Raw genomic sequence first — 26,313 nt, 5'->3', positions numbered from 1 at the left:
AGTTAATTATTTAGAAGTTAATGTCATTTCCCACAAATTCATATTATTATAATCTGGTGATACGTAACCTGGCACAAAGCCTACATTGGTTGTTTCCCACAAATAGTATCTCTTGTTGTTATATAGTTTAAATACTCCTTCATAAGGTAAATTAATAGCGAGCATGCTGTGTGCCAATTGGTTGCTATTTATTATTCCGACGTCGTAATCAAAATGTTTTAGAATGGTATATAGGCATAGGGTTCTTGTATCACAATCACCATAAAGATTACCTAAAAACTCGGGTGGAGACTGTACCCCGAATTTGGTGTTGCCTAGGCAACAGGGTTCAGAACAATGGCTAAGATATTCCATAACAAAGCGAGATTGTTGTGCGCCTTGTTCACAATCTGTTTCAAGAATAAGTTTATAAGGTATATCTTGAACCATACTTACAATAGCTTCCGCGAATGTTTTTTCATCCATTGTCTTCGTAAGTCTTAAAGAATCTAAGCTAATGTATAGCCTTTCCAACAACGCATCATTAAAAATGGATAAATCTTGGTATAGGCCACCGAAGCCATTGGTCATATAGTTTTGATTTCTGTTGTTTCTGCTAATACGGATATCTCTTTTTGATAACACAATATCCATTCTATGTATGTCGCCGTGATAGTCCTTCCATACTCTGTTATTGATTATTAAGGTATCAAAAATGGGGTCGTTTTTTCCTGAATTTAGAGTGTCATAAATTGCTTCTGGCACATCGGAATTACCGCGGTTATCCGAAAATTCATCATTTTTTGTTTTGATTATCTTTTCTTTTTGAAGATTTTCGGTTTCTTCCACCACTGGGGTTGGAGGTTGAAAAGTACTATTGGATGACCCGTTTCCGCATCCTTTCATAATCATGGAAAGCAATGCCCAACCTATCAATAAAAAGAAACCTACTGAAAATATACCTGAAAATATTCTTGGCACACAGCCAAGGCTGCTTCCAATGGTGTTTCCAAAAGAGGGAAATCTGTTAATTAACCAAACCAATAAGGCAATTATGAGAATTATGATAGTTGGCAACCAACCAATGCTTGTAAAAAAGAAAAGTAATCCAATTAATGGAATTAGAGCAAAGAGATATCCAAGGCTTGTAAAACATCCGTCAAAACATCCGCTATTGACTCGAGGCGTCGGAATAGGTGGGTCATTCTCAGAAATAGTTGGCTCGTCAGTATGAATGGTTGGATCATTATCTGGAATTGGAAGGAAATTCACAGGGGATCCTTCTTCAACTTCTACATATTCTGAAAATAATTCCGTCTTGCTAATTTTACCATAAAGGGTAAATCGAATATCCCCAAGATAAGGTTGCAGGTCTTGTTGGGGCGCTCGGACTATTTGAACATTTTCGGCTTTTATTTCTGAGAGCGAAAGATTATACCCGTCAAAGTCTGAATTTTTTATTGAAGGAAAAGCTTTAACGGTTTTAAGGTAAGTCTGTTCTGCAATTCGATCTGTTTTTGTGGAATTGAATTCCTCCTCTGAAATTTGCACATAATTACTGAGCTCACCCCAATCAATTTTTAAATCGTTATAGGTGTATTCGGTTTCAAATAGCGCTTTTAGGTAATCTTTTGAACCAGTATATTGGCCAACAAAATCACCTTTGATAAAAATTTCTTTTATCCGTTCTTTCTTTATTTCAACTAATTTCTTCAGTGGTCAGTGAGTTTAGGAAATCTTCGTTGTTTCCAAGTTTTTTAGTAATGACAATTGGGATGTTATTGAATGGAGGGTCTAAATAATTTTCCTTGTATTCAATGGGCAGTTTGTAATCACGATAAAAGATATTCTTGTAGATTTCTTTAAATCTCTTATAGTCATCAAGTATTATTTTCTTTTCGATAGCTCTCTTTTCTAAAACATACTTGCTACTTGGTTTAATACTAAATTTTACGAGAAAAGGTGAAATAAAGACCAATAACAACAAAATAGAGGAAACCCATATCCAAGGTATTTTGTTATTGATGTCTTTTAGACTTAAAAGTATTTTTCCTTCATAATCAACTAGATTTAATCTTTCAAAAATTGTAAAAACCAAAAAGCTCTCTAAGCCTTTTATAGCCAATAGACCTATAAGGCCAACAAAAATCAATCTGCCCAACAAAGAAAGAATGTAACTGAGACTGAAACTCTTTTCGTCTTTGTTTAAGGTGGTTAGACAAAGTTTATAGATGTTCATAAAGACTACAGTAACGAATGCTCCAAGAATAAGCGCGATAAAAATATTAATGAAAATAATCTCAAAAAATTGATACAAACCCAATAAGGCAATAAGATAGTTTAGACACATTACTATTCCGGAATATGAGAATGCTCTTCGACTATTTTTGGAAGCACGAAGTAATACTTGGTAATCCTCACAAGCAATTTTCCAGAGAACGAGCTGCATGCGTGTTATGATTTATTGGTGGTTATGTAGTCTTCAAGATTGCTGTCCAGTTTATCTATTTCCTTTTGAACCCATTTATCTATTATATTTTCATTCAGTTTTTGCTGCGCTAAAAGAAGCTGTTTCTTTTGGTGAATCAATTTCAGGGCTTGGTGGTGGTCAATTTTTATACGTTCCTGACCTTTTTTGTCCTGATAATAATCATAATGGATTTCTATGCCTTGATCTGCGAGCAATAATTCACGAACATTATCTCCCATATAATTGTAAGGGCCTTTAGTGAGCATCATCTTAAAGAATATGGGCGTTAACTCTATTGCCATAAAGAGAAGGGTGATAAATAAAGAAATCCAGAAACCTGCAAGTTCGTGGGCTAATTTTATACGTTCCAAAAGACCATCGAGACCTGCAGCTACTGTTTGGTTTTTCTTTAATTCGGTATCGAGTTCTTGTGATAGGATTTCTCTTTGTTCCTTAAATTTTAATAACTCATCAGCGTTATTTTTATCAAAATCTACAAGTTCCACTTGATATTTATCTGCCAAAACTTTGAGTGCCTCTGCTCTTCTGCCTACACCCGCGGGAGCATTATTTTTACCTTTAATTTCATCCGCATAATTATTTTCAGCATCAGTAAGATGCTGCATAATTTCGCCTCTTTTGCTATCAATATCCGAGACTTGGGCTTCTAGGGCATTAAATCTCTCAGCATAATTTTCTCTGGTATTTACTTCATACGTTTTCTGTAATTCTTGCTGTTCTGCATAAAGAGCAGAATCAATTTCGCTTTTAAACATCCTTATCTCAACAGGTTTTGATATGGTAATAGCGATGATAATACCCATACACAAGCGCGGGATTGCACCACCCAATTCACTCAAAGTGATTTTTTCGGTACCATCACCCACACCACTTGCAGCTACAATAAAACGATCGATATTAAAAATTATCAAACCCCATATTACTCCAAATAGAATGGCTTTAATGGCAGTGGGCCAGTGGGTCTCTGTTTCAAGTACCGAGCCGTTGGGTTCAAAAATGGTGTACATGGCATAACCGCCAGCAAGTGCCGCCATGAATCCAGTGGCAACAACAACGCCGCCCAAACAGGCGTATTTAACTTGATCTGAATAAGTAGACCTTTGCAGAATATAGCTATCCGAACCAGCGGCTTTCCATAATAACTTCATGATACGGTCTGGGGTCGGGCTGTGGTAGTAATCTCTTTTCATTTTTTAAGGTATTGGTTAGTATGTTAATATCTTGTGTTTTGTCTACTTTTAGTATTTCCTCTTTTAATTCTGAAAAATCCAAGGGATGGATCATAATTTGTAAATCAGTTGTTTCGGGAATATTTGAAGTGATTTCTATAGTTGAAGGTTTTAATGAAAAGGAAGGCTTTAAATAAGGAATGACATTTATGGTTTTGAATTCTGATTTTAATTTCAAGCTATTTTCTTTTTTGAAAAAGGGTTCTGGGGGAGGATTTTTTTGAACTTCTAGAAAATGGAGGTCAAAGGTTTTGACTGATTTTTGATTAATTCCGTAGCATGTAATGCCGATTTTCTTGTTAGTGTTGCTGTTTATGAAATGGAATTCGTTCTTTGTTATTAGTGTATTCTTCTTTCCATTTGAAACTTTTACGTAAATAAAATTTTGCGCATCCCAAGTTATTTTGTTGGGCTGTCCTATGATGCCAATAGGGGCATCAACATTGGCGTGACTAAAATTTAGCTTACGTTTCTTAATTCTATATAGAGCTTGGCGATATAGAATAGTGTATAAAATAATCGGTATGTGTAAAAGCTTTTTCATAACATCTAATGTGATATACCACTATAGCTACACGCTAAGATTGAAGTAAAAAAGAAGGTGCTGAATAGAATAAGTATAATAAGCATGCATCCACTATTCTTGCTTTTGCTAAAGGACTTACGATAGGTCATACCAGGAATGCCTGAGCGTATGGAGTATCCTTTTGAACTTAATGTACCTCGCTTGGATCTATAGCTAGGGCTGATGCCGGATTTGCTAATATTAATTCCCAAACCTTTTCCAAGGTTTATTCTTTTTTGATATCTGAAGCCCATAAGATTAACAGTTGCATTCTGACCTATCTACATAAGTTTTATTACCATTACCATTATAGTAATAGCAGCCACCTTCTGGCCCTTCATACAATGTTTGTCCATTGTGCGTTCCACAACCATTATAATTACTTTCATAAATTTCTGAATCACTTTCCTCTGAATCGCAGGCACTGGTTATATTTATAAGAATTCCAAAAATTCCATATAATAAAAGTTTTTTCATATCTTAAAATTTAAGGTTAAGAAGTATGACAATCTCTAGAACATGTATAGCATCCGTTTGATTGAGAATAAGTTTTTTTGGCTTCAGCTACTGCTTCCTTACAATTTGAAAATTCGCCAAGATGTTTTCTATTTTCTGAACTTGGTAGATATCGACAATTACTTGTGTGTACTTCGTGATCTCCATTTGATTGTTCTTGTTTGTTTACATAATAAGTTGCCATAATTAAAAAGTTTTAGAATTAATATTCAAATTTAAATCTCTTGAAAAACAATTCTTTACGGGATTCCGTAAGTATTAGATTTTTTTAAAATAAAATCACTCAATTCCTTTTCTGGAAAGATTTTATTGGTTTTGGTAAGCATTATTTTTTCATCCCCTATTTCAATTATTTGATATTGGTTGTTGCAATTATTTATTCTGAAAATTAGCGCCCGTAATCCATCTTGTATACCTTTTTCTTTAGTTTGTTGATATACATAATGGGAGCAAGAGGTTTTGAACAAACATTTTCTGCGCTTGGACTCTGGAACAAATCTCCAATAGTATTTAATACTTAAAAGGAGGATAATTTTTATCATTTTTTGAAAACCAGCATATTACTAACCACGGTAAATCCGGGCTTAGCTCCCAGCCCAAAACAACCCGCGTCCGAGGCTACATTATTGCTTATAGTTTCCATACGAATGTATGTCCAGCCATCTTGATTATATTTATTTATTATTTGTTCTAGTTGAAGTGCCACATTGTTTGATGAGCCAGTTTTATGGTCTATGTGTGCAGCGAAGGGAATTACTTTGTACTCCATAATAATTTTGTTTTAAGATTTTTCAAACATACAATCATCAAATAAAAATCCCTTACGGGATTCCGTAAGGGATTGAGAATAACCTACATATTTTCCCCAGGATATGTAAGTTGGCTATTCACATAACAAATTTAATACTTGATTTCTGTGTTTTTTTACGGTATTCCGTAAGTAGGTAGATAAACTTTGAGCCATAAGCCATAAGCCATAAGCTATAAGCTATGGGCGGGAGAAGGAAATGAATTATTATATAAGTGCTAAGTCTTTAACTATAGCCACAAGGTGTGTAGTGTTGTTGGCTTTAAAATGATCGCATAATTTGCTGATTTTTTTTTCAACGGAACTTAGGCTGGAGGGGGTAATGTTATTTTTTAAAAAGTCCTCACTTATTTCCTTTTGGGAAAGGCCGTGGGATAATAGTTTAAGAATTTCGATATCATAATCGCTAATTTCAACTGAGAGTTTTTTATTGAGGGCGTTTTGGATTTGGGGGGATAGATATTGGTTTCCTTTGTAGACTTCTTGAATAGCTTCTGTAATTTGTTCTAGGCCATGTCGTCCTTTACAAACGTAAGCATCCGCTTTACTTTCCAACATAACAGTTCTAACTTTTTGCAGTTTGTCCTCTACGGAATAGGCTATTATTTTAAGTTGGGGGTGTTTTTGTTTTAATGTTCTAATAAGAACTTCTCCTGAGGGGTATTTTTGTTTGCGATGGTCTGCTATAAAGGAGAGGTCGGTTATTAATAGATCGAATGGGGCATTGTCCAAGATGGCTTTTTCTATTTTCAGAAAGGCATCATCACAATAGGCAACTTGTGTAATATATTCGATATTCAATGTATTCAATACAGATATTATTCCTTGATTAATACAATCGAGGTCATCTGAAACCAAAACTTTTTTAAACATAGTCATATTATAATTTTTGATCTAAATCCTTTTCCGGGTTCAGAATCAAAAGTAATAGTTCCGTTTAATGCATGAATACGGTTTTCCGCATTTTGGAGTCCATTTTTATTTTTTAGGGTGCAGCCTATGCCATTATCGGTATATTCGATGCTGATTTTTTTATTGATTTGTTGAAAAACGAGGACTACGGCGGAGGCTTCACTATATTTTTTCATATTGGTCATTAATTCCTGCAGTACTCTATAGATAATGGTTTTTTTAATATCTGAAATATCTTCCCAATCAATTTTTGAGATGTTTCGGGTGGATATGGTTATTTTTTCGTTTTGATAGTTTAACAATAAGTCGTTGAGTTGACTACTAAAATCCTCCTCTATTTCTATGGCGCTGTTTTCTTTTGAAATATCTCGGGTTCTATTATAGATTTTTTCAAGATCGTCTAGCAGTTCTTCTTGGCCGGTGGTTTTTCCTTGGATTTTTGCCATTAGATGATACACATCATTTGCAACTTCATCATGTACTTTTTTGGAAATACGGCTTTCGGTGTTGTGGACTTGTATTATTTTTTCTTTTTTATGCCGTATGCGCAATGCGAAGTATATAAAGATTGAAGTGAGTGCAATGATGATTCCAAGGATTAGGAATATAAGTTTTTGATTTTTTTCTTTTTCTTTTTCCAAAAGGGCTTCCGAGGTTTTCTTTTTTTCATTGGCCACATTGTATTTTATAAAGGCATTTTTGTTTTCGGTAAGTTGTTTCTCTTTGGCAATGCTATCCGTTATTTTTTTAAACTGCACAATTTTTGGATCGTCGTTCATTATGGCAAAAAGGGAAAGGGCGTCTTGTAGATAGGAGACGCTATTCATTTGGGTGGCTATTTGAAATGCTTTTTCTGCGTAAGCGTAAGCATCTGCTTTTTTATTTCTGTCAAAATAGAAAATGCTTAGATTCTTATTGCTGGAATAAATACCAGATAGATTGTTTTTTGATTCACGAATCATTAGTGATTTTTTCAAGTTTGTCAGCGCTTCAGGATTTCCTAATTTGGATTGTACTAATCCCAAATTATCGAGAATAAATGCTAGCTGGAGTGAATTTGTATCAGCCCCAAATTTTTTATGGGCAAAATTAAGTTCTTCTGCAGCTTTTTGATATTTGCGCCAATCTATATAAATATAGGCTTTGTTGTTGATTAGTGTAATACTGTGAGATGCATTTTTAGAAAAATTTAGTGACAGATTGTAGGACTCGATAGCTTTATTATAATTTTTTGTTTCACCGTATATGTTGCCTAGTTGATTATAAAGTGCTTTTCTACTCTCAATCAAAGTATCTTTTTGTTGATAATTATCAATTAATGTAATGGCTTCTACTACTGCACTTTCACTATCATATATATTACCAATTTCGAATTGTCCCATCGCAATCAATCTTAAATCCTGAATAATTTTTAAGGTGTCATTTAAGTTGGTGTCATATTCTTTTTTACTGGTATAGAATTTAATACCTTCAGAAATGGCAATTTTTCCATTGGGGCTCACTATTGAATTATAATATTTGTTAATGGTGTCTCGCTGTATTTGTGCTTCAAGGGTGAACCGCCCTCCCCATAAAGAGATAAGACAAAAAAAGAGGAATGAAAATGTTTTGTTTTTCATTCCTCTAAAGTACTAAGAATTTGGGATATTTTTATCCTCCTCCGTCAGGGGGTGGTGGCGGGGGCGGAAAATTACCAGTACCTCCACAACAAGCCAGTGTGCTCTTTACATCCTCTGAAATTGCTTGTGGGGTACAGGAAAAGACACCCATATTGAGGAAAACCGTAAGTAATATTAAAATTAGTTTCTTCATTTTGTTTGATTTGATAGTTGATACTAGTGTAACTGTCCAGATACTTATCTGGAGAATTTTACAGCAACACGTTAAGGTGGAAGAGAATCCTTCCAATTTGAGAAGTGTGGAGCACAGGAGTAAGGCGAGAGGTTACTTCCCAAAATGGCCAATCATTTTACGCTGCGGCTCCAATAGTAGTATTGAAATGTTTTGTAAACCCTGTTACACCCAGGGCGGCATTGCAATACTGAGGCAAATGAAGGAAGAATGCCTTGGAAAGGGTGGAAAGGGAATGGAAAGGTTTTGGAAAAGAATTTCCAAGTATTTTCCATCTGATTTTTGTAGCTTTAAAACATTGAAAACAGTCGATATGCATAGAGAATTACTTTTAAAGGCTTATGAAAAAGTGAAGGAAAGCCTGCTAGAGGAAAATGGAATTGAGCCTTCATTAACCGCTTGTGGGGAAGAGTTATCGCGAATATTGACGTATAGTTTCCCCTATGGTGAAAAAAGTCTACGGAATTTATATAACGAAGCAAATATTGGGGATGAGATTATTATTAAGCAGCCAAGAGTTGTACAGGCCTTGGCTAAATATTTGGGATATGCGGATTATCGGGATTTTGAAAATAAAAATAGCAATCTAAAGGAAGAGGTGGATATAGTGAATGGCGGGAGCGAGACTGAGGCATTTACAGCAAAGGAAGGGGATAAGGCTGATAAATCCAGAAGGATAAAAAATGTTTTGGGATTAATTATAGCAGTATGTTTTTTAATATGTATTGGATTTTTTGGATATCATTATTTTAACAAACAAACTTGGATGGAATGGGAGGGGACACAATATGTAGAAACGTCCTTTGATTCGCAGAAACTAAAGGACGGAAATTTAAAAGTTTATAAGGAGGAGCGGATAACTGACTTTAGAAAAATACTGCCTAATTGTGAAACCCAATTTTTTAATGATGATGGCAGTGTTAAAGTGTGGTATGGAAAAAACAAGGAAGGCAGGCTTCAATACTTTACGGGTTATGGCTTACATCCAGAGACTGGAAAAACTCTTAAACCAATTACAAAGTATATGATAGGCAAACATATTTGCCCTTAAATACCCATCTATTCATTAAGAAATATTTTCTGTTTGGTAAGGGGATGCAGATTTGAGCAAGGGTGTTTTATTGAATGTAGTGGGTGAATAAGACTATGATTTGTTAATGCTTTGGTGGTTTAATATATTTTTAAATTGATTGAATATACTTTTGGTTTTCGCAACACTTAGAAACACAAAACCATGAAACAAATCATTACTTTAAGACTATGTCTTTTTGAGTTCCTTTGGCATATATAAATTGGTAATTCCCAATTTTGAATGTGGGATCTCTCTATTGCTGTGAAGCCTTCTCATAGTACTTTTGCTTAATCCAAGCATCTCCATAACTTCTTCCTCCCTTAGAGCGATCTTCTTTTTCCAATCTCTTCTAATTTTTTTTCGTTTTGAATCCATAATTAAAAATATTTAAAGGTTAGCGGGGAGATTTAATACTAAAATAAAACATTTTTTTTAATTACAAAATATGAAAGCCTTGAAAATGAATTGTTCGTTGTTTTTTGGTCCCGATAACTGTTAGGATTGCGGGGTAAGTTTTATGCTATTTTATCGAGAAAGTTCCTTTTATAGGTAAAGTTTTCTAGGGTTTTGATATATTTGATATTCTCCCCGATTAACTTGTTCCAATACGGATTTCTGTGTTGGGATGCTTTTTTATTGTTTTATATTTGAAAAACCTTTAACCAATTTATGGCTTTCAACGAAGACTCCCGAGTAAAAATACCGGCTATTCTCCATCTTACACAGTTGGGCTATAAGTACCTATCTCTAAAAGAACAGGTGTGGGATATTGAAACCAATATTTTTTCTGATATTTTCAAAAAATCTATTAAAGAAATTAATCAAGGAATTTCTGAGGCGGATATAAATCGTCTTTATCAAGAAGTAAGTCTTTCTTTGGAAAATGAAGATTTAGGGCGAGCGTTTTATAACAAATTAATAGACCAATCTGGAATAAAACTAATTGATTTTAAAAACTTCGATAATAACTCTTTTCACGTAGTTACTGAATTACCGTATCAAAAGGATGATGAAACGTTTAGGCCAGACATCATACTTTTAATAAACGGAATGCCTTTGGTTTTTATTGAGGTGAAAAAACCTAATAATAGAGATGGCGTTCAAGATGAACACAGACGGATGCAACGCCGTTTTCAGAATAAGAAATTCCGAAAGTTCATAAACATCACTCAGCTAATGGTGTTTTCTAACAATATGAAGTATTCAGAAGATGATACTCAAATGTTAGAAGGTGCATTTTATAGTACCACCAATTATTTTAAACCAATTTTCAATTACTTCAGGGAAGAAGAAACTTTTGATTTAAATGAGTTGCTCGCGCCACTTTCAGAAGAGGACGAAAACTTTATATTAAAAGATACGAACCTTCTTAGTATTAAAAACTCGAATGAGTATCTATCCAATAAAAGTCCAACTACTCCAACGAATGCTATTTCCACATCTTTATTTCAAAGAGATCGTTTAAAATTCATATTACAATATGCTCTCGCTTACGTAGAAGAAGAAAATGGATTAGAAAAACATGTAATGCGTTATCCGCAGTTATTTGCAACAAAAGCGATAGAAAACAAATTAGAAGCTGGGATAAAAAAAGGAATTATTTGGCATACACAAGGCTCTGGAAAAACAGCCTTGGCGTATTTTAATGTAAAACATCTTACAGATTATTATCAAAAGAAAAACATTATTCCAAAATTCTACTTTATTGTAGATCGATTGGATTTATTAACCCAAGCTGCCAAGGAATTTACAGCTCGCGGCTTAGTGGTTCATAAAGTAAATAGTAGAGATGCGTTTACAAGAGATATAAAATCCACAAAAGTCATTCACAACGATTCTGGAAAAGCTGAAATTACAGTAGTAAATATTCAGAAATTTAAAGATGATCCAGATGTAATAAAAAACAATGACTATAATTTAGGGGTACAACGTGTGTTTTTCTTAGATGAGGTACACAGAAGCTATAATCCCAAAGGAAGCTTTTTAGCCAATCTAGAATTAGCCGATAAACATTCTATTAAAATAGGCTTAACAGGCACGCCATTATTAGGAAAAGAATATAATTCCAAAACCTTATTTGGCGATTATATTCATAAATACTATTACAATTTATCTATTAAAGATGGATATACTTTACGATTGATTCGTGAAGAAATTGAAACCAATTATAAACTGGCATTAAAGAAAACCCTTGAAGAACTTAAAGTGCTACAAGGCAATTCAGAAAAGAAAGTTATTTACTCTCATCATAGATTTGTAGAACCCATGCTGGACTATATTGTAAAAGATATGGAACAAGCACGAATCTCAATGGACGATAATACGATTGGTGGAATGGTAGTCTGTGATTCTTCCGATCAGGCTAAAATGATGCACGAGGTTTTTCAGGAAAAGTATGCTGATACTACAACTTCTATCTTAAATCTTGCAGCAGAAGAACCTGCGAGTTATGGAAGAAAAAAGAATGACGACAGCAAAGTAAACACCGCACAGGTAATTTTACATGACATTGGCACCAAGCAAGACCGAAACGACTGGGTCGCAGATTATAAAGCTGGTAACATAGATTTCCTGTTCGTATATAATATGTTGCTAACTGGTTTTGATGCCAAGCGTTTAAAGAAATTATATATCGGTCGTAAAATCAAATCGCACAATTTACTTCAAACCCTTACGCGCGTAAACAGAACCTACAAGAAGCACAAATATGGGTATGTAGTTGACTTTGCCGATATTCAAAAGGAGTTTGATAAAACCAACCAAGATTATTTTAATGAATTGCAATCTGAATTAGGTGATGAAATGCAGCATTACTCTAATCTATTTAAGAAGCCTGAAGAAATAGAACAAGAAATTGAAGAGATTAAAGACGTTCTTTTTAAATTCAATACAGAGAATGCAACTGTTTTTGGCGAGCAAATAAGCGACATAAACGACCGCACAGAAATACGCCAAATTGCAAAAGCATTAAATAACGCCAAAGAACTCTACAATCTTATTCGTTTGTCTGGTAATTTTGAATTACTTGAAAAACTGGAGTTCAGAAAACTAACGGTTCTTGCACGTCTAGCAAACGATAGATTAAGTTTAATAAATACAAGAGACGCATTAGAACATAACGTAGATACTACAAATATTTTAAACCTCGCTTTAGAAGACGTAATCTTCGCTTTTACCAAAATAAAAGAAGAAGAAATGGTATTGGCAGACGAGCTTAAAAACATCTTACAGAAAACACGCGAAATGCTTGGCGGAAATTTTGATCCTCGCGACCCTGTGTTTGTATCCTTGCGCGAAGAATTAGAGCGTTTATTTAAAAAGAAAAATTTAAGTGAAGTTTCTAAAGAAGAAATGGAAGCCAATATTAAAGCCTTAAACACTATTTACGATAAAGCCAAAACATTAGAACGCGAAAATCAACTATTAAGAGCAAAGTATGATTATGATGCCAAGTACGCCCGAATCCATAAACGTTTAATGGAAAAGAACCCTTTAACAGATAGCGAACGCAAATTATTTGATGCTTTAAAAGGATTAAAAACAGCGGTAGATAAAGAAATTCTACAAAACTCAAAGATTTTAGAAAACGAGAGTTATGTAGAGAGGATGGTAATGCGTTTGGTGATTAACCAATTTAAAACAGATCAAAATATAGCAGTTAATACAACCGATGTAAAACGGATAAACAGCATTATAGTAAAAGAATATATGAATGAATACAACGGAAGAGTTGCCTAAAATATTTAATCAAAAAGAAATAGTGAAAGAACAAAATCAAATAAAAATTTTTCAGTTTGAAAATAATCAAGTTGAAGTTTATGTTCAGCTTGACAATAGATCAGTTTGGTTAAATCGTAATCAACTTGCTACTTTTTTTGATAGAGATATTAAGACTATTGCTAAACATGTAAATAATGTATTTAAAGAAGGTGAATTGAGTAAGGATGCAACTGTCGCAAAATATGCGACAGTTTGATAGAAAGCATATGAATGAAGTACTAATTTATAAGACAAACAAGAATCAAATACAAGTTGATGTTGAATTTGATGGTGAAACAGTATGGTTAACTCAAAATCAATTAAGTCAATTATTTGAACAAACAAAACAAAACATTAGTCTTCATATTAATAATTGTTTCAATGAAGGTGAATTAAATAGAGATGCAACTGTCAAGGAATCCTTGACAGTTCGAAAAGAAGGGGAAAGGAACGTAAAAAGAAAAATTGAGCATTACAATCTTGATGTAATAATATCTGTAGGTTATAGAGTTAAATCACAAAGAGGTACACAGTTTAGAATATGGGCAAATAGTATTTTAAAACAATATTTAACTGAAGGGTACGCTATTAACGAAAAACGATTAGCCCAAAAGGAACAAGAATTACACATCTTAAAAAATGGTATTCAAATTTTAAGTAGAGCTATTGAAGAAAAAACAACTGATGATAAGTGGCTTACAATTTTTACGAGTGGTTTAAGCCTATTAGATGATTATGATCACGAACAATTAGACACAAAGGGTTTAACTTTAAAACAAGCCGATTATCCAAGTTTGGCAGATTACCAAAAACTAATCAACCAGATGCAAACTGAATTTAATTCAGGGATTTTTGGAAAAGAAAAAGATAAAAGTTTCCAAAGCTCTATTGCTCAAATTGAAAAGGGATTTGGGAACCGTGATTTCTATCCTACTATTGAAGAAAAAGCAGCTATGCTTTTATATCTCATAGTAAAGAATCATTCATTTGTAGATGGGAATAAGCGAATTGCAGCAGCCTGTTTTCTTAAGTTTTTACACCAAAATAAAATTCTTTTTACTAATAATAATCAGCCAATAATTAGTAACGATACTTTAGCAAGTTTAACACTTTTTATAGCTTCAAGCAAACCAGAAGAAATGGAAACCGTAAAACGATTAGTAATTAGCGTACTAAATAGAAATAAAATAATTTAAAATTGAAAATATAATAAATGTCAAAAACTGCACTATTTGAAACCCAAACCAAAGCACTTATAGACGACCTTAAAAGCGTCTGCGCCAATTATGGTTTAGGAAATGACGGAAACGAATTTAAGATAATTACCCAAGTGTTTTTATATAAATTCCTAAACGACAAATACGTTTACGAATTAAAACAACTAGAACCAGCATTAGCAGAAGCAGCTGCTTTTGATAAAGCCTTAGAAAAATATACAGACGATGATTTAGAAATGCTAAGCATGCAAATAAGTGAAAACACAGCACGCATAGCACCTAAAAATCTATTATCGCGTTTATTTGTACATCAAAACGAAGACCAATTTGCCGATATTTTTGACCAAACCCTATTAGACGTTGCCAAAACAAATAGCGATATTTTCTCGGTACTTACACAAGGTGGCGAAAAAGTTGTGTTGTTTGAAAATATAAGCAAATATGTTTCCGACAATAGAGATGCTTTTTGCAAAGCCTTGGTAAACAAATTAGTTGACTTTAGTTTTGAGCATATTTTTACGCAGAAATTTGATTTCTTTGCAACTATTTTTGAGTATTTAATAAAAGATTACAACACCAATAGTGGTGGTAAATATGCAGAGTATTTTACACCGCATGCCGTAGCCAAAATTATGGCAGCCTGTTTGGTAACAGATACCAATGTAAACAATGTAACCTGCTACGACCCAAGTGCGGGCTCCGGAACTTTGTTAATGAATATTGCACACGCCATTGGCGAAGATAAATGTACCATCTACTCGCAGGATATTTCCCAAAAGTCTTCTGCCTTATTGCGTTTAAACCTTATTTTAAATAATCTAGTACATTCTATACGCAATATTATACAGGGCAATACAATTTTGAAACCCTATCACAAACAAGAAAACGGACAATTAGAACAGTTTGATTATATAGTTTCCAATCCGCCGTTTAAACTAGACTTTAGTGATTATAGTGCAGATTTAGACAGTAAAGCCAATAAAGAACGCTTTTTTGCAGGCATCCCAAATATTCCAAAAAGCAAAAAGGAATCTATGGCTATTTACTTGTTGTTTATACAACACATTATGTACAGCTTAACTGCAAAAGGAAAAGCAGCCATTGTGGTGCCAACAGGTTTTATAACCGCACAATCTGGTATAGATAAAAAAATTAGACAAAAACTGGTAGCAAGCAAAATGCTGGCAGGCGTAGTAAGTATGCCCTCAAATATTTTTGCAACTACGGGAACCAATGTAAGCATTTTGTTTTTAGATAAAACGAATACAAAAGATGTGGTTTTGGTAGATGCTTCTAATTTAGGTACCAAAGTAAAAGAAGGAAAAAACCAAAAAACAGTTTTAAGCGAAGCTGAGGAACAACAAATTATAGATGTTTTTAATGCGAAAGAAGCAAAGGAAGATTTCTCTGTTGTTGTTAGTTACGATGATATAAAAGCCAAAAATTATAGCCTAAGCGCAGGGCAATATTTTGAAGTTAAAATAGAATACGTAGACATTACTGCGGAAGAATTTACTGCTAAAATGAAAGGTATTGAAAGTAATTTAGAAATTCTTTTTGCTGAAAGTAAAGGTTTGGAAAAGGAGATTCAGGATAATTTGAAACATTTTCATTTTGAAGAATAAATATAAATTTTCAGAATTTTGTCAGGTTTCCTCTAGTAAAAGAATCTTGAAAAGTGAATATGTCAAGATTGGCATACCTTTTTACAGAAGTAAAGAAATTATTGAAATTTCTAAAGGTGAAAATGTAAGAGAACCATTATATTTCAAAAAAGCGATTCGACTTTTTAAAAGATAAGTTTGGAGCTCCGAAAAATGGAGACATACTTATTACATCTGTTGGTACTTTAGGAATTACTCTTTTAGTCAATCTTGACTATGATTTTTATTTTAAAGATGGAAATTTGACTTGGCTCAAAAATATTGATCCGACAATTATTAACAAAGATTATTTAATTCAATGGTTAAAATCAAGTTTCTTTTTTAGGCAAATCAATAATAATAATATTGGAGCCGTTCAGAAAGCTTTAACTATTAGTTTTTTAAATACTTTAGAAATAGAGTTGCCAAATCTTGAAACCCAAAAACAAATAGCCAAAGTCCTTTCCGATTTAGATGCCAAAATAGAAGTAAACAACAAAATAAACCAAGAGTTAGAAGCGATGGCAAAAACGCTTTATGATTATTCGTTTGTGCAGTTTGATTTTCCTGATGCTAATGGGAAACCTTATAAATCGTCTGGTGGGAAGATGGTTTTTAATGCGGAGTTGAAGCGGGAGATTCCTGAGGGGTGGGAAGATGGTGTTTTATCAGATATAGCAGATATTACAATGGGACAATCACCATCTGGAAGTTCATATAATGAAGATGGAATTGGAACGGTTTTTTATCAAGGTTCTACAGATTTTGGTTCAAGATTCCCCACTGTTAGAAAGTATACAACCGAACCATCCCGAATGGCTGAAGAGAATGATATCCTATTATCGGTAAGAGCGCCTGTAGGAACATTAAATCAAGCAATGGAAGATTGCTGTATTGGTCGTGGATTGGCAGCATTGAGAGAAAAAGAAGGATCTGTTTCTTTTCTATGGAGTCAAATGGAATATTTCAAACAAATTTTTGATCGTAGAAATGCTTCTGGAACCACATTCGGTTCAATAACAAAAGATGACCTTTTTGGTTTAAAAGTTTGTATTCCTGAAAAGAACATTTTAGAATCTTTCAAAAAAATAGCTGATCCCTTACACCATAAAATAATAGTTAATTCAAAACAAAACCAAAAGCTCACAGAGCTTCGGGATTGGTTATTGCCTATGTTGATGAATGGGCAGGTTCGTGTTTGGGATGGTTATGGTGAGCGTGTAGGGGAGTTGGGGATGGTTGCGGAGCCCCAAAATGAATATGGAAAGCATAAATGATTATTAAAGCAATACATACAAACGCAATACTAAAAGAAATTCCCACTGAAGGGCACAGTCCTTTAAGAGTTTTAGGGAGCGATTATCAAATGTATGTAGCAAAAAATGATAAAGGCAAAGTGCCGCCCTATTCACTAATAAATGAATTTTTGGCTTCTTATTTCTTAAATAAATGGGAAGTTGCAACACCAGAAATTAAATTAATAACCATTGCGCCCGCATTAATTTTAGCCAAAGATAATTTATCAATAAACCACAAGCCGCATTACTACAATACGCCCTGTTTTGGCTCAAAGTATATAGAAAATGCAATTGATGTAAATGCTTTAATAGTTACAGAAAAAAAGAAAGCATTTAATAAAATAAACAATCCGCTAGACGTTTTTCATATAACATTATTTGATACGTGGGTTGAAAATGATGACAGAAAACCAACCAATTACAATTTAATATTAGAGCCACACAAAAATAAATTTAATGTAATAGCCATAGATAATGCTTTTATATTTAGTACAATGTCCTATAAAGATTTAAACCCTGAATTTGTGGCCGCAAGTGGTAATGACCATCTTTTAGTTTCAGATTTAGGCTATTTGATTAAAAAGTACATTCAAGTTACTAACAGTTTTATCAACAACGAAAGAGAATATTTTTATCTTTGCATAGGACGTTGCGAAAAAGATTTTGATAAATTTATGAGTCAAATAGCTGGTTTTTATAACATTGATTTAGATTCTGTTATCGCATTAAAAGAGTTTTTGTTCAATAAAGAAAGAAACAATAAAGTTTTTGACGAGTACGTTTATAGATTACACCAATGAAAAGTTTTTACTCCATCCTTAAACTGTCACCTAACATTGCAACAGAAGATTCTGTAGCAATAGGTATGCTTTTGTTTGATGGTGAAAAGTTTCGATATTATTTTTCAGACAATAAAAAGAGATTGGCAAATACATTGCTTGATAATAAAAATGTAAATGTAAATTTCATTATTAATCAAATTATTGAAAAGTGCGAAAGTATAAATGCAGATAAAGAGGAGTTAAAAATCTTCTATAATTTTGATAAATTATCTGATATATCATATTTTAATTATTTGAGCAATTACGCTAATGGTCTGCTACAATTTTCTAAGCCAAAAGGACTTTATGATGAGGTTAGTGAAACATCTTTTGAACAGTTAATTAACTTTTTGTTCAAGGAATCTGTACATAAAAATTTTGATATAGCAGATAATGATATTTCGGTTTCAAGAAGTATAATTAAAAGAAAATTAATAAATAAAGTAGACCATAAAGTTCACACTTATTATAAATTTAACCCAGAAACCTTCCCATCAATTTACTTCCCTTTTGAAATGGACTGTATTGGGCTAAACGGATCCCTTATTGGTGCTAAATCCCTTTCTTTTAATAAATCTTTACAAGTTTTAGATAAAGATATTAGCCATTATTTTACGCTTTTATCATCCTTAACGAACAAGTATAATAAATCATTGAAGGATAATAATTTTTATCTCATTTCTGAAGAACCAGAAAAAGTAGGTAGTAAAGAACACAAGCTGTGGGAATCTGTTTGTTATAATTCATTAATTTCTGTTATTCACCCAGAAGAATCAAATAAGGTTGCAGATTTAATTATCGAAAAAAAGGCGACTAAATTCCTTGATATAGTAAAATAATCTCTACACTGGTCTATTAATCAGAATCCAAATAATTACTTTGAAGCATAGAGCCATTTTTTATTTATGAAATATAAATGTATTCCGTAATGTTTTATATTATTGATAGTTAAATTCCCTGCTGGCGCGAGCGTCCCGCACGTGTCTCTAAAAAAGCAAACATTAAATTAAAATTATGGCGAAATTTTTAAAAGGAAATGAGTTAAACTCAGAGCTAGAGAAAATATTTGAAACAGCTCATGGTGATATTATATTAATTTCACCATACATCCAACTACATGAGAGATACAAATCTTCATTGCTCACAAAGGTTCACGATGATAGAATAAGAATCACTGTTTTGTTCGGCAAGAATGAGGAGGATATGTCAAAAAGTATGAAGCAAGAGGATTTCGATTTCTTTAAGCAATTTCCAAATATTGAAATATTACATGAAAAAAGACTTCATGCCAAATATTATGCAAATGAGTCTAAAGCAATATTAACTACAATGAATTTGTATGGTTTTTCTCAAAATAATAATATAGAAGCTGGTGTTTTAATGGAGAAAAAATCAATAGCTTCTTTCACTGGGGGAAATAATTTAGATGAAGAAGCTTGGCAGTATTTTTCAACCGTTGTCGATCAAGCTGAGTTACTTTATAAAAAAGTACCCGTTTATGAAAAAAAGAATATTTTAAGTTCAAATAAATATGTAAAATCAGAAATTGAAATAGATAAGCTTTCTGAATTTTTTAATAATAAAAGCTATAGCAAAGTATTCAAAAAAAATATTCAAAAAGCAGAAACTAAAAACACTGACATTTCTAAAAACGAAAATGGTTAGTGCATTAGGACAGGAAAAGAAATAGCTTTTGATATTAAAAAGCCAATGCAATATGAAGCTTTTAAATTGTGGAACAAATATAAAAACCCAGATTTCCCTGAAAAATATTGCCACTTTTCCGGTGAATTATCTAACGGGGAAACATCGGTAAATAAACCTATATTAAATAAAAATTGGAAAGGAGCAAAAGAGAAATTTAATTTATAATAACTTTCGGCTAACCCGAGCGTCCCGCTCGTATCCCCACCTCTGCAAGTATCATTATCTACCGTGTCGAATACCAGCATTAGCATTAAACAAATAACGAAATAACCCAAGACTTAGCTCTAACATTGGAAAGATTGATTATAATGATTATCTTTGTAACTCGTTAATTATTAATAAAATGGTAGCAGCTCGCATTCTATATACTACAAAAACTCCTTTAGGGGTAGCGCTGTCATTATCCTACTTACTGGACGATATTTTTTTAAAAGATTCAAAAGAGTTTATACATTAATCCCTGTTACGACTCATAACAGGGCTACTCTTTAAATTATTCTCAAAATTTAATCTATTTTTCTTCTTAACTGCTGTTAGCACTCAAAAACAGGAGCTCAATATATTGCGCACTATTTTGAATGTTTGAGTCACTACTAAATAGTATTAAGAAGGAAATTCTAAAAAAAATAATAGTATGTCAAAAAATGTAATTTTAACAACCGGAATATATGATATGATTAAAGATCATATACGAAGAAATAAGGTAACTAAACAAGAAGAAGAATTATTACTATTAGAATTAAAAAATGCCGAACAAGTATATAGGCGAGATTTACCAGATAATATTGTCACGGTAAACCGTCGCGTAAAAATTAAAGATCATACGGGTAACAAAGAAAATGAATATGTATTTGTGTCAACCACTAAAACAAACAATAAAAAAAGGAAATATTCTATTTTATGCGATGTTGCCGTTGCCACAGTGGGCAGACAGGTAGGCGATATTATAAATTGGCCTTTTAGGGAAGGAGAAAGAAAACTGGAAATTTTAGAGGTTGAAAATATTTAACCTTTCAAAATCAAAATAAGGAGTCTTTGCTTACATAAAGCAAAGGCTCCTTTTTCTTTAAGGGCGATTAATTGACTTGTAGGCTATGAAAATAGTAATTTCCCAGCTTCTGCGACTCCCGATAGCTTTGGTCTTTTGCCCGTGAACACTTCAACATTACTATTAATAACTCATTTTTCCCCAACATCTAAAACTCTAACTTATTCAACTGTACTATATTTCTCCAAAAAGCCGTATCTTAAACCTTCACTTTAAAAAAACCTCAACTATGAAAAAACTACTATTCCTCCTCGCTTTTGCATTTACATTTTCTGCATTTTCGCAAACTAAAATCTTACCTAAAGACATTCAGATAAAAACAGCAATTTTGGCTGCGCCAGAAATGTATAAGGTGGGTGTTACAGTTCTTGGTTATAATCCCGAAGGAAAATTGGTTACCTTAAAAGAAGGTACAAACCGCATGGTCTGCTTGGCAGACGACCCCAATAACGAAGGCATAAGTGTAGCTTGTTATGGTGCCGAGTTAGAACCTTTTATGGCGCGAGGCAGACAGTTGGCCGCAGAAGGTAAAACCAATGAAGAAAAGCGGGAAGCAAGAAAGAATGAAATAGATAATGGAACGCTAATAATGCCTACTGAACCCTCTATGACGTATATAGTAGCTGGAGAGGAAAAAGATTATAATCCCGAAACCGGCGAACTTCAAAACAGTAAAATACGTTACGTAATTTACAAACCTTATATGACTGGCGAAAGCACAGGCCTGCCCACAAAACCACAAGATCCCGGTATGCCTTGGTTAATGGATGCGGGTACGCATAGATCGCATATTATGATTACGCCGGCTAATTAGTCGTCGGTTGTCTGTTTTCGGTTGTCAGGGTGAGCGCAGTCGAACCCTCTTAGTAGTAAAAAACATGTTACTAACCACAAAGCACTTCGACTGCGCTCAGTGTGACAGCAGAATGTTAATCAAAAATCCAAATGTCAGGGTGAGCGCAGTCGACCCCTCTTAGTGGTAAAAAACATGTTGCTACCCACAAAGCACTTCGACTACGCTCAGTGTGACAGCAGAATGTTAATCAAAAATCCAAATGTCAAGGAGAGCGCAGTCGAACCCCTTAGTTAGAACGATGTTGTTTTGGATAGCAAAGCACTTCGACTGCGCTCAGTATGACAGTAGAGTGTCGTTGTAAGGTTGGGCTGCGCTCATGATAAACTAAAGTCGAAGGTTTTCAAACTAACATAACAAAAATGTACTACCAATACTATGTTTACATATTAGAATGTTCTGACAAGTCATATTACACTGGTATTACCAATGATATATCAAAAAGATTGGAACAACATCAAGCCGGCACTAAAAGAGATGCCTATACTTATAAAAGGAGACCGGTAACCTTAAAATTTCATCAAGAATTCAATGATGTATTGCAAGCAATTTATTTTGAAAAAAAAATTAAAAGGTGGACAAGAGCAAAGAAAAAAGCATTGATTGATGGAGATTATGATATGTTACAGATTTTATCGGAATGTAGGAATGCAACTCACTATAAATACAAGTTAGAAAGTGAGTGACTTTAAAGCACTTCGACTGCGCTCAGTGTGACAAAAGGATATCAGTGTAATAGTATGATCTCAGGGTGAGCCCTTCGACAGCCTCAGGATAAACTAAAGTCGAAACTTCTTAGTAGTAAAAAACATGTTGCTAACCACAAAGCACTTCGACTGCGCTCAGTGTGACAGCAGAATGTTAATCAAAAATCCAAATGTCAGGGTGAGCGCAGTCGAACCCTCTTAGTTAGAACGATGTTGTTTTGGATAGCAAAGCACTTCGACTGCGCTCAGGATAAACTAAAGTCGAACCCTCTTAGTAGTAAGAAGTATGTAGCTAACTATAAAGCACTTCGACTGCGCTCAGTGTGACAAAAGAATATCAGTGTGACAGCAGAATGTCAGGGTGAGCGCAGTAGGAGGGCTCGACCCGACAAAAGCAAAAAGTTTTTCTCCTTGTGTAATCTTTGTTACAGAACTTCCCGTTTTGTGGCCTTACCTTTATTCAATATTGTTTAAGTCAATCAAAAAATTAAAAATCATGAATTACTATATCAGCACCACATTAAAAAACACAAGTTTTAAAGAAGCTATTGAAAAAACAACGGCAGCTTTAAAAAAAGAAGGCTTCGGCGTATTGACCGAAATAGATATTAAAGCTACATTAAAAAATAAGCTAGACGCAGATTTTTATAATTATACCATTCTTGGTGCCTGCAATCCAGAAATGGCACATCAAGCATTACAATCCGAAAACAAAATAGGGACGATGCTTCCCTGTAACGTAATAGTTCAGGAACGCGAATCAGGAATTGTTGAGGTTTCAGCAGTAAATCCAGCCGCTTCAATGATGGCTGTAGAAAATGATTCCTTAGGAGAAATTGCGAAAGATGTTCAAAAGAAATTGACTAAAGTCATTCAAAGTATTTAAAAATCAAAGGGTTTAATTTTAACGCGAATATTATGGAAACTGTAAAATATTCTAAAATCTACCGAATACTCCACTGGGCCGTAGCCATTACTTTTCTGCTTTTATTGATAACTATTTTTCTGAGATTGACTTGGATGAATAAAAATAATATGGCAGATATTATACAAGCATACCTCAGTGGCACCGACCAATCTTTAACGCGAGAGCAGCTAATCGTTTTAGCAAAACAGATCCGGAAACCAATGTGGGACTGGCATATTTATTTGGGCTATGTTTTAACGGGTTTATTCAGTTTGCGTTTTATACTTCCGTTTTTCGGAACAATGAAAATTCAAAACCCATTGGTAAAAAACCTAACTCTAAAACAGAAAATCCAAAAATGGACGTATATCATTTTTTACGTTTGCGTAGTGGTATCATTAGTTACAGGGCTATTAATAGTTTGGGGTCCTAAGGCTTTGAAAGAATCAATGGAAGAAATTCACGTGCTGGGTATTTACTATCTCATTGCATTTATTGTAGTTCATGTGGGCGGCGTACTAATAGCAGAATTCACAAATCAAAAAGGAATCATTTCAAGAATTGTACGCGGTTCTAATGATTAATATAAAAAGAATTTAGGAACGTTTCTTGGTTGGTTCGTTCCTAATAAGTGCAGATTTAATTGGTTGAAAAGCATTCTGAAAAGGGTGCTTTTCTATTATCAATAATCTAGATTCCAAATGTAGTCTTATGTCTTGCAGCGAAGCGGTCTTAAGTCTTTCAGCGCAGCGGTCTTACATCTTAAAGCGTCTTTTGAAACACTAAAGTAGTCATTACTCTTATATCTTGAACGTTTGTAGTTTTTACCGGTTCAATCAATGCTAACGGATATTCTTCTGAAATTTTTGAAATGATACTGCGAGTTATATAAAACCCTGCAATTTCTTTACTAGAGCCATCCTGTACAAAGGGTTTTTTATCGTTTAAGCCAATATCTGAAGCTACGCGTATCAATAAGGTTCCCGATGGTTTTAGCACTCGAAACAGTTCGGCAATCATCTTATTAAAATGTGTTTCACTCTGTGCAAAATGTAAAACCGCACAACATAAAAGATGGTCAAAACTATGATCTTCGTAAGGCAGATTGTCTAATTCACCAACTATAAAGTTTTCTGAAGCTTTTGGATAAATCTCCTTTGCCACGGCAATTCTTTGCGCATCTACATCTATCCCGTATATATTAAAATCATTTTGATAAAACCATTTTAAATTACGCCCAGTACCGCATCCTGCATCTAATATACTTTGACCATGCTCATAGCGACCTTTTAAAATTTGGTCGATAACGTAAATGTCAACATTCCCTAATAAATCGAAAGTTTCACTATGATTCATTTCTTTTTAAATTTCAAGAAACAATATAAGGTAATTTTTGGATTTTCTGCTTTCTAAAACAAACTAGACATTAAACGCTATTTCTTCTTAATACTACCATTTATGCGCTTAGTAATCAAAATAAAATAGCTTTAAAACTTAAAGATGCAGGCATTCATTTGAAGAAGTTGAGTTTGTTCTCTGAATTTACTTAATTACATTCATTTAGAGGTATTATTAATATAATATGAATATGTTTGCCGCTAACATTTTTTTTAATCCCCATTTCTTAAACAAATTATAATGAAAAGATTTTTACTACTATGCATTGCTATTGCCTTTTCGGCAGTAGGCTATGCCCAAACCAACAAAGAATATTCCCTTGCAGAAATTAGATCTTCGGATGAACTAGAATATGATATTTATACTTACAATTTAGATTTTTTATTGGAGGGTACTGACATTCTTTTTGAAGATGGTACAGAACTGAAAAACGCGCTAACTTATGACGCGTCTAATAACATTATTAAACTTGATAATTATCAGCTTATAAACGGAACTTGGACTTACGTTTCGTATATAGAATATACTTATGATGGCAATGGCAATCGTTTGTCACGCTCAAATTACAACAGTTTTGGTGGAACCACTTTTACCTTAGGCGGAATTTATAACTATTTTTATGACAATAATGTACGCACAAACTGGAATCTGTATTTGAATGGTACAGATTTAGTTGCTCTTGGAACACTGACCTATAATGCTGAAGGTAAAATTATTGAAGAATTCTCACAAGACATTTGGAATTCTGGTACAATGGAAGATTCATGGAAGATAGATTACCAATACAATACAGATGGTACGCTGAAAACTTTAGCACAATCCTTTTGGGACGGCGCTTCTTGGTATTCTCCTAGTGCGGAATGGTTCTATTATGATGCCAATAAAAATTGCATAACCTGGGAACAAAAAAGTGGCAGTAGGGTTACAAACAGAAACGAATATGAATACGATCTAAATTATACTATTGATCAGCTCGTTTTACCAATTAAACCAGAGGCCGACTCAGATAAGGAAAGTCTTGTAGAGATGAAGAATAAGGTAACTCTTAAACATTGGTACACTGAAGATGATCAAGGTAATTTGGTTTATGTTTGTGACTATATATATACCTATGATCTTCTTGGAACTGTAGGAATTCCAGACCACGGACTTAATGCAGTAAATATGCTTGTTTACCCTAATCCTACTTCAGATTTTATAACTATTACCGCTAATAACACGCTGCTAAGAAATATTGATATTCTGGATACTGCTGGTAAATTGGTTTTAAAAGAGTCCAACTTAAATAAGAGTGAAACGAGTATGGACGTATCTGGTCTTCAATCGGGTGTGTATTACGTAAAACTCTCAACTTCAAATGGTATTGACACCAAAAAGTTAGTAGTAAAATAGTTTGGTTTTTATTTAGTCAGATTTAGACACCTTAAGTTTAAAGCGCACGTCTGGCTACAATTTAAGAATAATGAAGATAAGTCGGGTTATGCATTTTGCGTTTCCCGACTTTTTTTGCATATAGTTTATAGGCGATTAGC

Annotated in this window: 28 protein-coding genes; 16 read left to right on the top strand and 12 right to left on the bottom strand. The window is 33.6% G+C overall.

The window, feature by feature from the left end; translation table 11 throughout:
* Positions 1–6 precede the first annotated feature (6 nt).
* The 10 genes from AEQSU_RS00940 to AEQSU_RS00895 all read right to left on the bottom strand — a co-directional run bounded on the left by AEQSU_RS00940 (position 7) and on the right by AEQSU_RS00895 (position 8,119).
* Positions 7–1,530 carry a hypothetical protein gene (locus AEQSU_RS00940; RefSeq protein ID WP_014780974.1) on the bottom strand — a complete coding sequence of 508 codons (1,524 nt, stop codon included), beginning with the start codon at positions 1,528–1,530 and terminating at the stop codon, positions 7–9.
* A 148-nt stretch (positions 1,531–1,678) separates the two neighbouring features.
* On the bottom strand, positions 1,679–2,428 hold the full coding sequence (locus tag AEQSU_RS00935) for a hypothetical protein (RefSeq protein WP_014780973.1): 750 nt from the start codon (positions 2,426–2,428) through the stop codon (positions 1,679–1,681).
* A 5-nt stretch (positions 2,429–2,433) separates the two neighbouring features.
* Positions 2,434–3,618: a DUF4407 domain-containing protein gene (locus AEQSU_RS00930; RefSeq protein WP_014780972.1), complete on the bottom strand. Its 1,185-nt coding sequence runs from the start codon at positions 3,616–3,618 to the stop codon at positions 2,434–2,436.
* The gene (locus AEQSU_RS00925) at positions 3,584–4,243 is read right to left on the bottom strand and encodes a hypothetical protein (RefSeq protein ID WP_014780971.1); all 660 of its coding nucleotides are present in this window, start codon (positions 4,241–4,243) and stop codon (positions 3,584–3,586) included. The genes AEQSU_RS00930 and AEQSU_RS00925 overlap by 35 nt, the downstream gene beginning before the upstream one ends.
* A gap of 5 nt (positions 4,244–4,248) precedes the next feature.
* On the bottom strand, positions 4,249–4,518 hold the full coding sequence (locus AEQSU_RS17055) for a DUF4236 domain-containing protein (RefSeq protein WP_083834424.1): 270 nt from the start codon (positions 4,516–4,518) through the stop codon (positions 4,249–4,251).
* 4 nt (positions 4,519–4,522) lie between these two features.
* Positions 4,523–4,741, bottom strand: a complete 219-nt coding sequence (locus tag AEQSU_RS00920) for a hypothetical protein (protein WP_014780970.1) — start codon at positions 4,739–4,741, stop codon at positions 4,523–4,525.
* Positions 4,742–5,019: 278 nt separating this feature from the next.
* A complete protein-coding gene (gene yidD / locus AEQSU_RS00910) occupies positions 5,020–5,322 on the bottom strand; it encodes a membrane protein insertion efficiency factor YidD (protein ID WP_014780968.1) in 303 nt (100 codons plus the stop codon).
* The gene (locus tag AEQSU_RS00905; RefSeq protein ID WP_014780967.1) at positions 5,319–5,549 is read right to left on the bottom strand and encodes a DUF4177 domain-containing protein; all 231 of its coding nucleotides are present in this window, start codon (positions 5,547–5,549) and stop codon (positions 5,319–5,321) included. Before AEQSU_RS00905 ends, yidD begins: the two co-directional genes overlap by 4 nt.
* Positions 5,550–5,795: 246 nt before the next feature.
* Positions 5,796–6,461 carry a response regulator transcription factor gene (locus AEQSU_RS00900; protein ID WP_042492202.1) on the bottom strand — a complete coding sequence of 222 codons (666 nt, stop codon included), beginning with the start codon at positions 6,459–6,461 and terminating at the stop codon, positions 5,796–5,798.
* 2 nt (positions 6,462–6,463) lie between these two features.
* Complete coding sequence (locus AEQSU_RS00895) at positions 6,464–8,119, bottom strand: tetratricopeptide repeat-containing sensor histidine kinase (protein WP_014780965.1); 1,656 nt, start codon at positions 8,117–8,119, stop codon at positions 6,464–6,466.
* A gap of 20 nt (positions 8,120–8,139) precedes the next feature.
* On the opposite strand from AEQSU_RS00895, the gene AEQSU_RS00890 reads away from it, so the two are divergent.
* Positions 8,140–9,402 carry a hypothetical protein gene (locus AEQSU_RS00890; RefSeq protein ID WP_014780964.1) on the top strand — a complete coding sequence of 421 codons (1,263 nt, stop codon included), beginning with the start codon at positions 8,140–8,142 and terminating at the stop codon, positions 9,400–9,402.
* Between the two features lie 207 nt (positions 9,403–9,609).
* Here AEQSU_RS00890 and AEQSU_RS00885 read toward each other — a convergent pair whose 3' ends face one another.
* Positions 9,610–9,798: a helix-turn-helix domain-containing protein gene (locus AEQSU_RS00885; RefSeq protein WP_014780963.1), complete on the bottom strand. Its 189-nt coding sequence runs from the start codon at positions 9,796–9,798 to the stop codon at positions 9,610–9,612.
* 294 nt (positions 9,799–10,092) lie between these two features.
* Between AEQSU_RS00885 and AEQSU_RS00880 the strand changes: the two genes are divergently transcribed.
* The 14 genes from AEQSU_RS00880 (at position 10,093) to AEQSU_RS00810 (ending at position 23,967) form a co-directional block, all read left to right on the top strand.
* The gene (locus AEQSU_RS00880) at positions 10,093–13,161 is read left to right on the top strand and encodes a type I restriction endonuclease subunit R (protein ID WP_014780962.1); all 3,069 of its coding nucleotides are present in this window, start codon (positions 10,093–10,095) and stop codon (positions 13,159–13,161) included.
* The gene (locus AEQSU_RS00875; RefSeq protein WP_014780961.1) at positions 13,136–13,399 is read left to right on the top strand and encodes a virulence RhuM family protein; all 264 of its coding nucleotides are present in this window, start codon (positions 13,136–13,138) and stop codon (positions 13,397–13,399) included. Before AEQSU_RS00880 ends, AEQSU_RS00875 begins: the two co-directional genes overlap by 26 nt.
* 10 nt (positions 13,400–13,409) lie before the next feature.
* On the top strand, positions 13,410–14,378 hold the full coding sequence (locus tag AEQSU_RS00870; protein WP_157429233.1) for a virulence RhuM family protein/type II toxin-antitoxin system death-on-curing family toxin: 969 nt from the start codon (positions 13,410–13,412) through the stop codon (positions 14,376–14,378).
* 17 nt (positions 14,379–14,395) lie between these two features.
* Positions 14,396–16,024, top strand: coding sequence for an HsdM family class I SAM-dependent methyltransferase (locus tag AEQSU_RS00865; RefSeq protein ID WP_014780959.1), 1,629 nt, complete (start codon positions 14,396–14,398; stop codon positions 16,022–16,024).
* Positions 16,025–16,164: 140 nt separating this feature from the next.
* Positions 16,165–17,319 carry a restriction endonuclease subunit S gene (locus AEQSU_RS00855; RefSeq protein WP_083834422.1) on the top strand — a complete coding sequence of 385 codons (1,155 nt, stop codon included), beginning with the start codon at positions 16,165–16,167 and terminating at the stop codon, positions 17,317–17,319.
* Positions 17,316–18,140 (top strand): HipA family kinase, encoded by an 825-nt coding sequence (locus AEQSU_RS00850; protein WP_014780958.1) that lies wholly within the window; start codon positions 17,316–17,318, stop codon positions 18,138–18,140. The genes AEQSU_RS00855 and AEQSU_RS00850 overlap by 4 nt, the downstream gene beginning before the upstream one ends.
* Complete coding sequence (locus AEQSU_RS00845; protein ID WP_014780957.1) at positions 18,137–19,000, top strand: DUF3037 domain-containing protein; 864 nt, start codon at positions 18,137–18,139, stop codon at positions 18,998–19,000. The genes AEQSU_RS00850 and AEQSU_RS00845 overlap by 4 nt, the downstream gene beginning before the upstream one ends.
* 175 nt (positions 19,001–19,175) lie before the next feature.
* Positions 19,176–19,826 carry a phospholipase D family protein gene (locus tag AEQSU_RS00840; protein ID WP_042491539.1) on the top strand — a complete coding sequence of 217 codons (651 nt, stop codon included), beginning with the start codon at positions 19,176–19,178 and terminating at the stop codon, positions 19,824–19,826.
* Positions 19,827–19,871: 45 nt separating this feature from the next.
* Positions 19,872–20,033 (top strand): hypothetical protein, encoded by a 162-nt coding sequence (locus tag AEQSU_RS16555; RefSeq protein WP_157429232.1) that lies wholly within the window; start codon positions 19,872–19,874, stop codon positions 20,031–20,033.
* Positions 20,034–20,502: 469 nt separating this feature from the next.
* On the top strand, positions 20,503–20,877 hold the full coding sequence (locus tag AEQSU_RS00830; RefSeq protein WP_014780955.1) for a GreA/GreB family elongation factor: 375 nt from the start codon (positions 20,503–20,505) through the stop codon (positions 20,875–20,877).
* A 268-nt stretch (positions 20,878–21,145) separates the two neighbouring features.
* Complete coding sequence (locus AEQSU_RS00825) at positions 21,146–21,730, top strand: hypothetical protein (protein ID WP_014780954.1); 585 nt, start codon at positions 21,146–21,148, stop codon at positions 21,728–21,730.
* A 401-nt stretch (positions 21,731–22,131) separates the two neighbouring features.
* Positions 22,132–22,455 carry a GIY-YIG nuclease family protein gene (locus AEQSU_RS00820; protein ID WP_014780953.1) on the top strand — a complete coding sequence of 108 codons (324 nt, stop codon included), beginning with the start codon at positions 22,132–22,134 and terminating at the stop codon, positions 22,453–22,455.
* 517 nt (positions 22,456–22,972) lie between these two features.
* Positions 22,973–23,362 carry a DUF302 domain-containing protein gene (locus AEQSU_RS00815; protein WP_014780952.1) on the top strand — a complete coding sequence of 130 codons (390 nt, stop codon included), beginning with the start codon at positions 22,973–22,975 and terminating at the stop codon, positions 23,360–23,362.
* Between the two features lie 32 nt (positions 23,363–23,394).
* Positions 23,395–23,967 (top strand): cytochrome b/b6 domain-containing protein, encoded by a 573-nt coding sequence (locus AEQSU_RS00810; RefSeq protein WP_014780951.1) that lies wholly within the window; start codon positions 23,395–23,397, stop codon positions 23,965–23,967.
* Positions 23,968–24,145: 178 nt separating this feature from the next.
* On the opposite strand, the gene AEQSU_RS00805 is transcribed toward AEQSU_RS00810, so the two are convergent.
* Positions 24,146–24,739 carry a class I SAM-dependent methyltransferase gene (locus tag AEQSU_RS00805; protein ID WP_014780950.1) on the bottom strand — a complete coding sequence of 198 codons (594 nt, stop codon included), beginning with the start codon at positions 24,737–24,739 and terminating at the stop codon, positions 24,146–24,148.
* Positions 24,740–25,021: 282 nt separating this feature from the next.
* Here AEQSU_RS00805 and AEQSU_RS16035 point away from each other — a divergent pair, with 282 nt between their 5' ends.
* Positions 25,022–26,173, top strand: a complete 1,152-nt coding sequence (locus AEQSU_RS16035) for a T9SS type A sorting domain-containing protein (protein ID WP_014780949.1) — start codon at positions 25,022–25,024, stop codon at positions 26,171–26,173.
* Positions 26,174–26,313 lie beyond the last annotated feature (140 nt).

It is taken from the genome of Aequorivita sublithincola DSM 14238 (genome assembly GCF_000265385.1).
Taxonomy (GTDB): domain Bacteria; phylum Bacteroidota; class Bacteroidia; order Flavobacteriales; family Flavobacteriaceae; genus Aequorivita; species Aequorivita sublithincola.
The sequence above is the reverse complement of the archived record's forward strand: the minus strand, read 5'-3'. Positions and strand labels throughout refer to the sequence as shown.

What these genes read in the sequence shown, in the direction of transcription:
- AEQSU_RS00935 (WP_014780973.1), bottom strand. Translation starts at nt 2,428, where the DNA reads ATGCAGCTCGTTCTCTGGAAAATTGCTTGTGAGGATTACCAAGTATTA.
- AEQSU_RS00930 (WP_014780972.1), bottom strand. Translation starts at nt 3,618, where the DNA reads ATGAAGTTATTATGGAAAGCCGCTGGTTCGGATAGCTATATTCTGCAA.
- AEQSU_RS00925 (WP_014780971.1), bottom strand. Translation starts at nt 4,243, where the DNA reads ATGAAAAAGCTTTTACACATACCGATTATTTTATACACTATTCTATAT.
- AEQSU_RS17055 (WP_083834424.1), bottom strand. Translation starts at nt 4,518, where the DNA reads ATGGGCTTCAGATATCAAAAAAGAATAAACCTTGGAAAAGGTTTGGGA.
- AEQSU_RS00920 (WP_014780970.1), bottom strand. Translation starts at nt 4,741, where the DNA reads ATGAAAAAACTTTTATTATATGGAATTTTTGGAATTCTTATAAATATA.
- yidD (WP_014780968.1), bottom strand. Translation starts at nt 5,322, where the DNA reads ATGATAAAAATTATCCTCCTTTTAAGTATTAAATACTATTGGAGATTT.
- AEQSU_RS00905 (WP_014780967.1), bottom strand. Translation starts at nt 5,549, where the DNA reads ATGGAGTACAAAGTAATTCCCTTCGCTGCACACATAGACCATAAAACT.
- AEQSU_RS00900 (WP_042492202.1), bottom strand. Translation starts at nt 6,461, where the DNA reads ATGTTTAAAAAAGTTTTGGTTTCAGATGACCTCGATTGTATTAATCAA.
- AEQSU_RS00895 (WP_014780965.1), bottom strand. Translation starts at nt 8,119, where the DNA reads ATGAAAAACAAAACATTTTCATTCCTCTTTTTTTGTCTTATCTCTTTA.
- AEQSU_RS00885 (WP_014780963.1), bottom strand. Translation starts at nt 9,798, where the DNA reads ATGGATTCAAAACGAAAAAAAATTAGAAGAGATTGGAAAAAGAAGATC.
- AEQSU_RS00880 (WP_014780962.1), top strand. Translation starts at nt 10,093, where the DNA reads ATGGCTTTCAACGAAGACTCCCGAGTAAAAATACCGGCTATTCTCCAT.
- AEQSU_RS00875 (WP_014780961.1), top strand. Translation starts at nt 13,136, where the DNA reads ATGAATACAACGGAAGAGTTGCCTAAAATATTTAATCAAAAAGAAATA.
- AEQSU_RS00870 (WP_157429233.1), top strand. Translation starts at nt 13,410, where the DNA reads ATGAATGAAGTACTAATTTATAAGACAAACAAGAATCAAATACAAGTT.
- AEQSU_RS00865 (WP_014780959.1), top strand. Translation starts at nt 14,396, where the DNA reads ATGTCAAAAACTGCACTATTTGAAACCCAAACCAAAGCACTTATAGAC.
- AEQSU_RS00850 (WP_014780958.1), top strand. Translation starts at nt 17,316, where the DNA reads ATGATTATTAAAGCAATACATACAAACGCAATACTAAAAGAAATTCCC.
- AEQSU_RS00845 (WP_014780957.1), top strand. Translation starts at nt 18,137, where the DNA reads ATGAAAAGTTTTTACTCCATCCTTAAACTGTCACCTAACATTGCAACA.
- AEQSU_RS00840 (WP_042491539.1), top strand. Translation starts at nt 19,176, where the DNA reads ATGGCGAAATTTTTAAAAGGAAATGAGTTAAACTCAGAGCTAGAGAAA.
- AEQSU_RS16555 (WP_157429232.1), top strand. Translation starts at nt 19,872, where the DNA reads ATGCAATATGAAGCTTTTAAATTGTGGAACAAATATAAAAACCCAGAT.
- AEQSU_RS00830 (WP_014780955.1), top strand. Translation starts at nt 20,503, where the DNA reads ATGTCAAAAAATGTAATTTTAACAACCGGAATATATGATATGATTAAA.
- AEQSU_RS00825 (WP_014780954.1), top strand. Translation starts at nt 21,146, where the DNA reads ATGAAAAAACTACTATTCCTCCTCGCTTTTGCATTTACATTTTCTGCA.
- AEQSU_RS00820 (WP_014780953.1), top strand. Translation starts at nt 22,132, where the DNA reads ATGTACTACCAATACTATGTTTACATATTAGAATGTTCTGACAAGTCA.
- AEQSU_RS00815 (WP_014780952.1), top strand. Translation starts at nt 22,973, where the DNA reads ATGAATTACTATATCAGCACCACATTAAAAAACACAAGTTTTAAAGAA.
- AEQSU_RS00810 (WP_014780951.1), top strand. Translation starts at nt 23,395, where the DNA reads ATGGAAACTGTAAAATATTCTAAAATCTACCGAATACTCCACTGGGCC.
- AEQSU_RS00805 (WP_014780950.1), bottom strand. Translation starts at nt 24,739, where the DNA reads ATGAATCATAGTGAAACTTTCGATTTATTAGGGAATGTTGACATTTAC.
- AEQSU_RS16035 (WP_014780949.1), top strand. Translation starts at nt 25,022, where the DNA reads ATGAAAAGATTTTTACTACTATGCATTGCTATTGCCTTTTCGGCAGTA.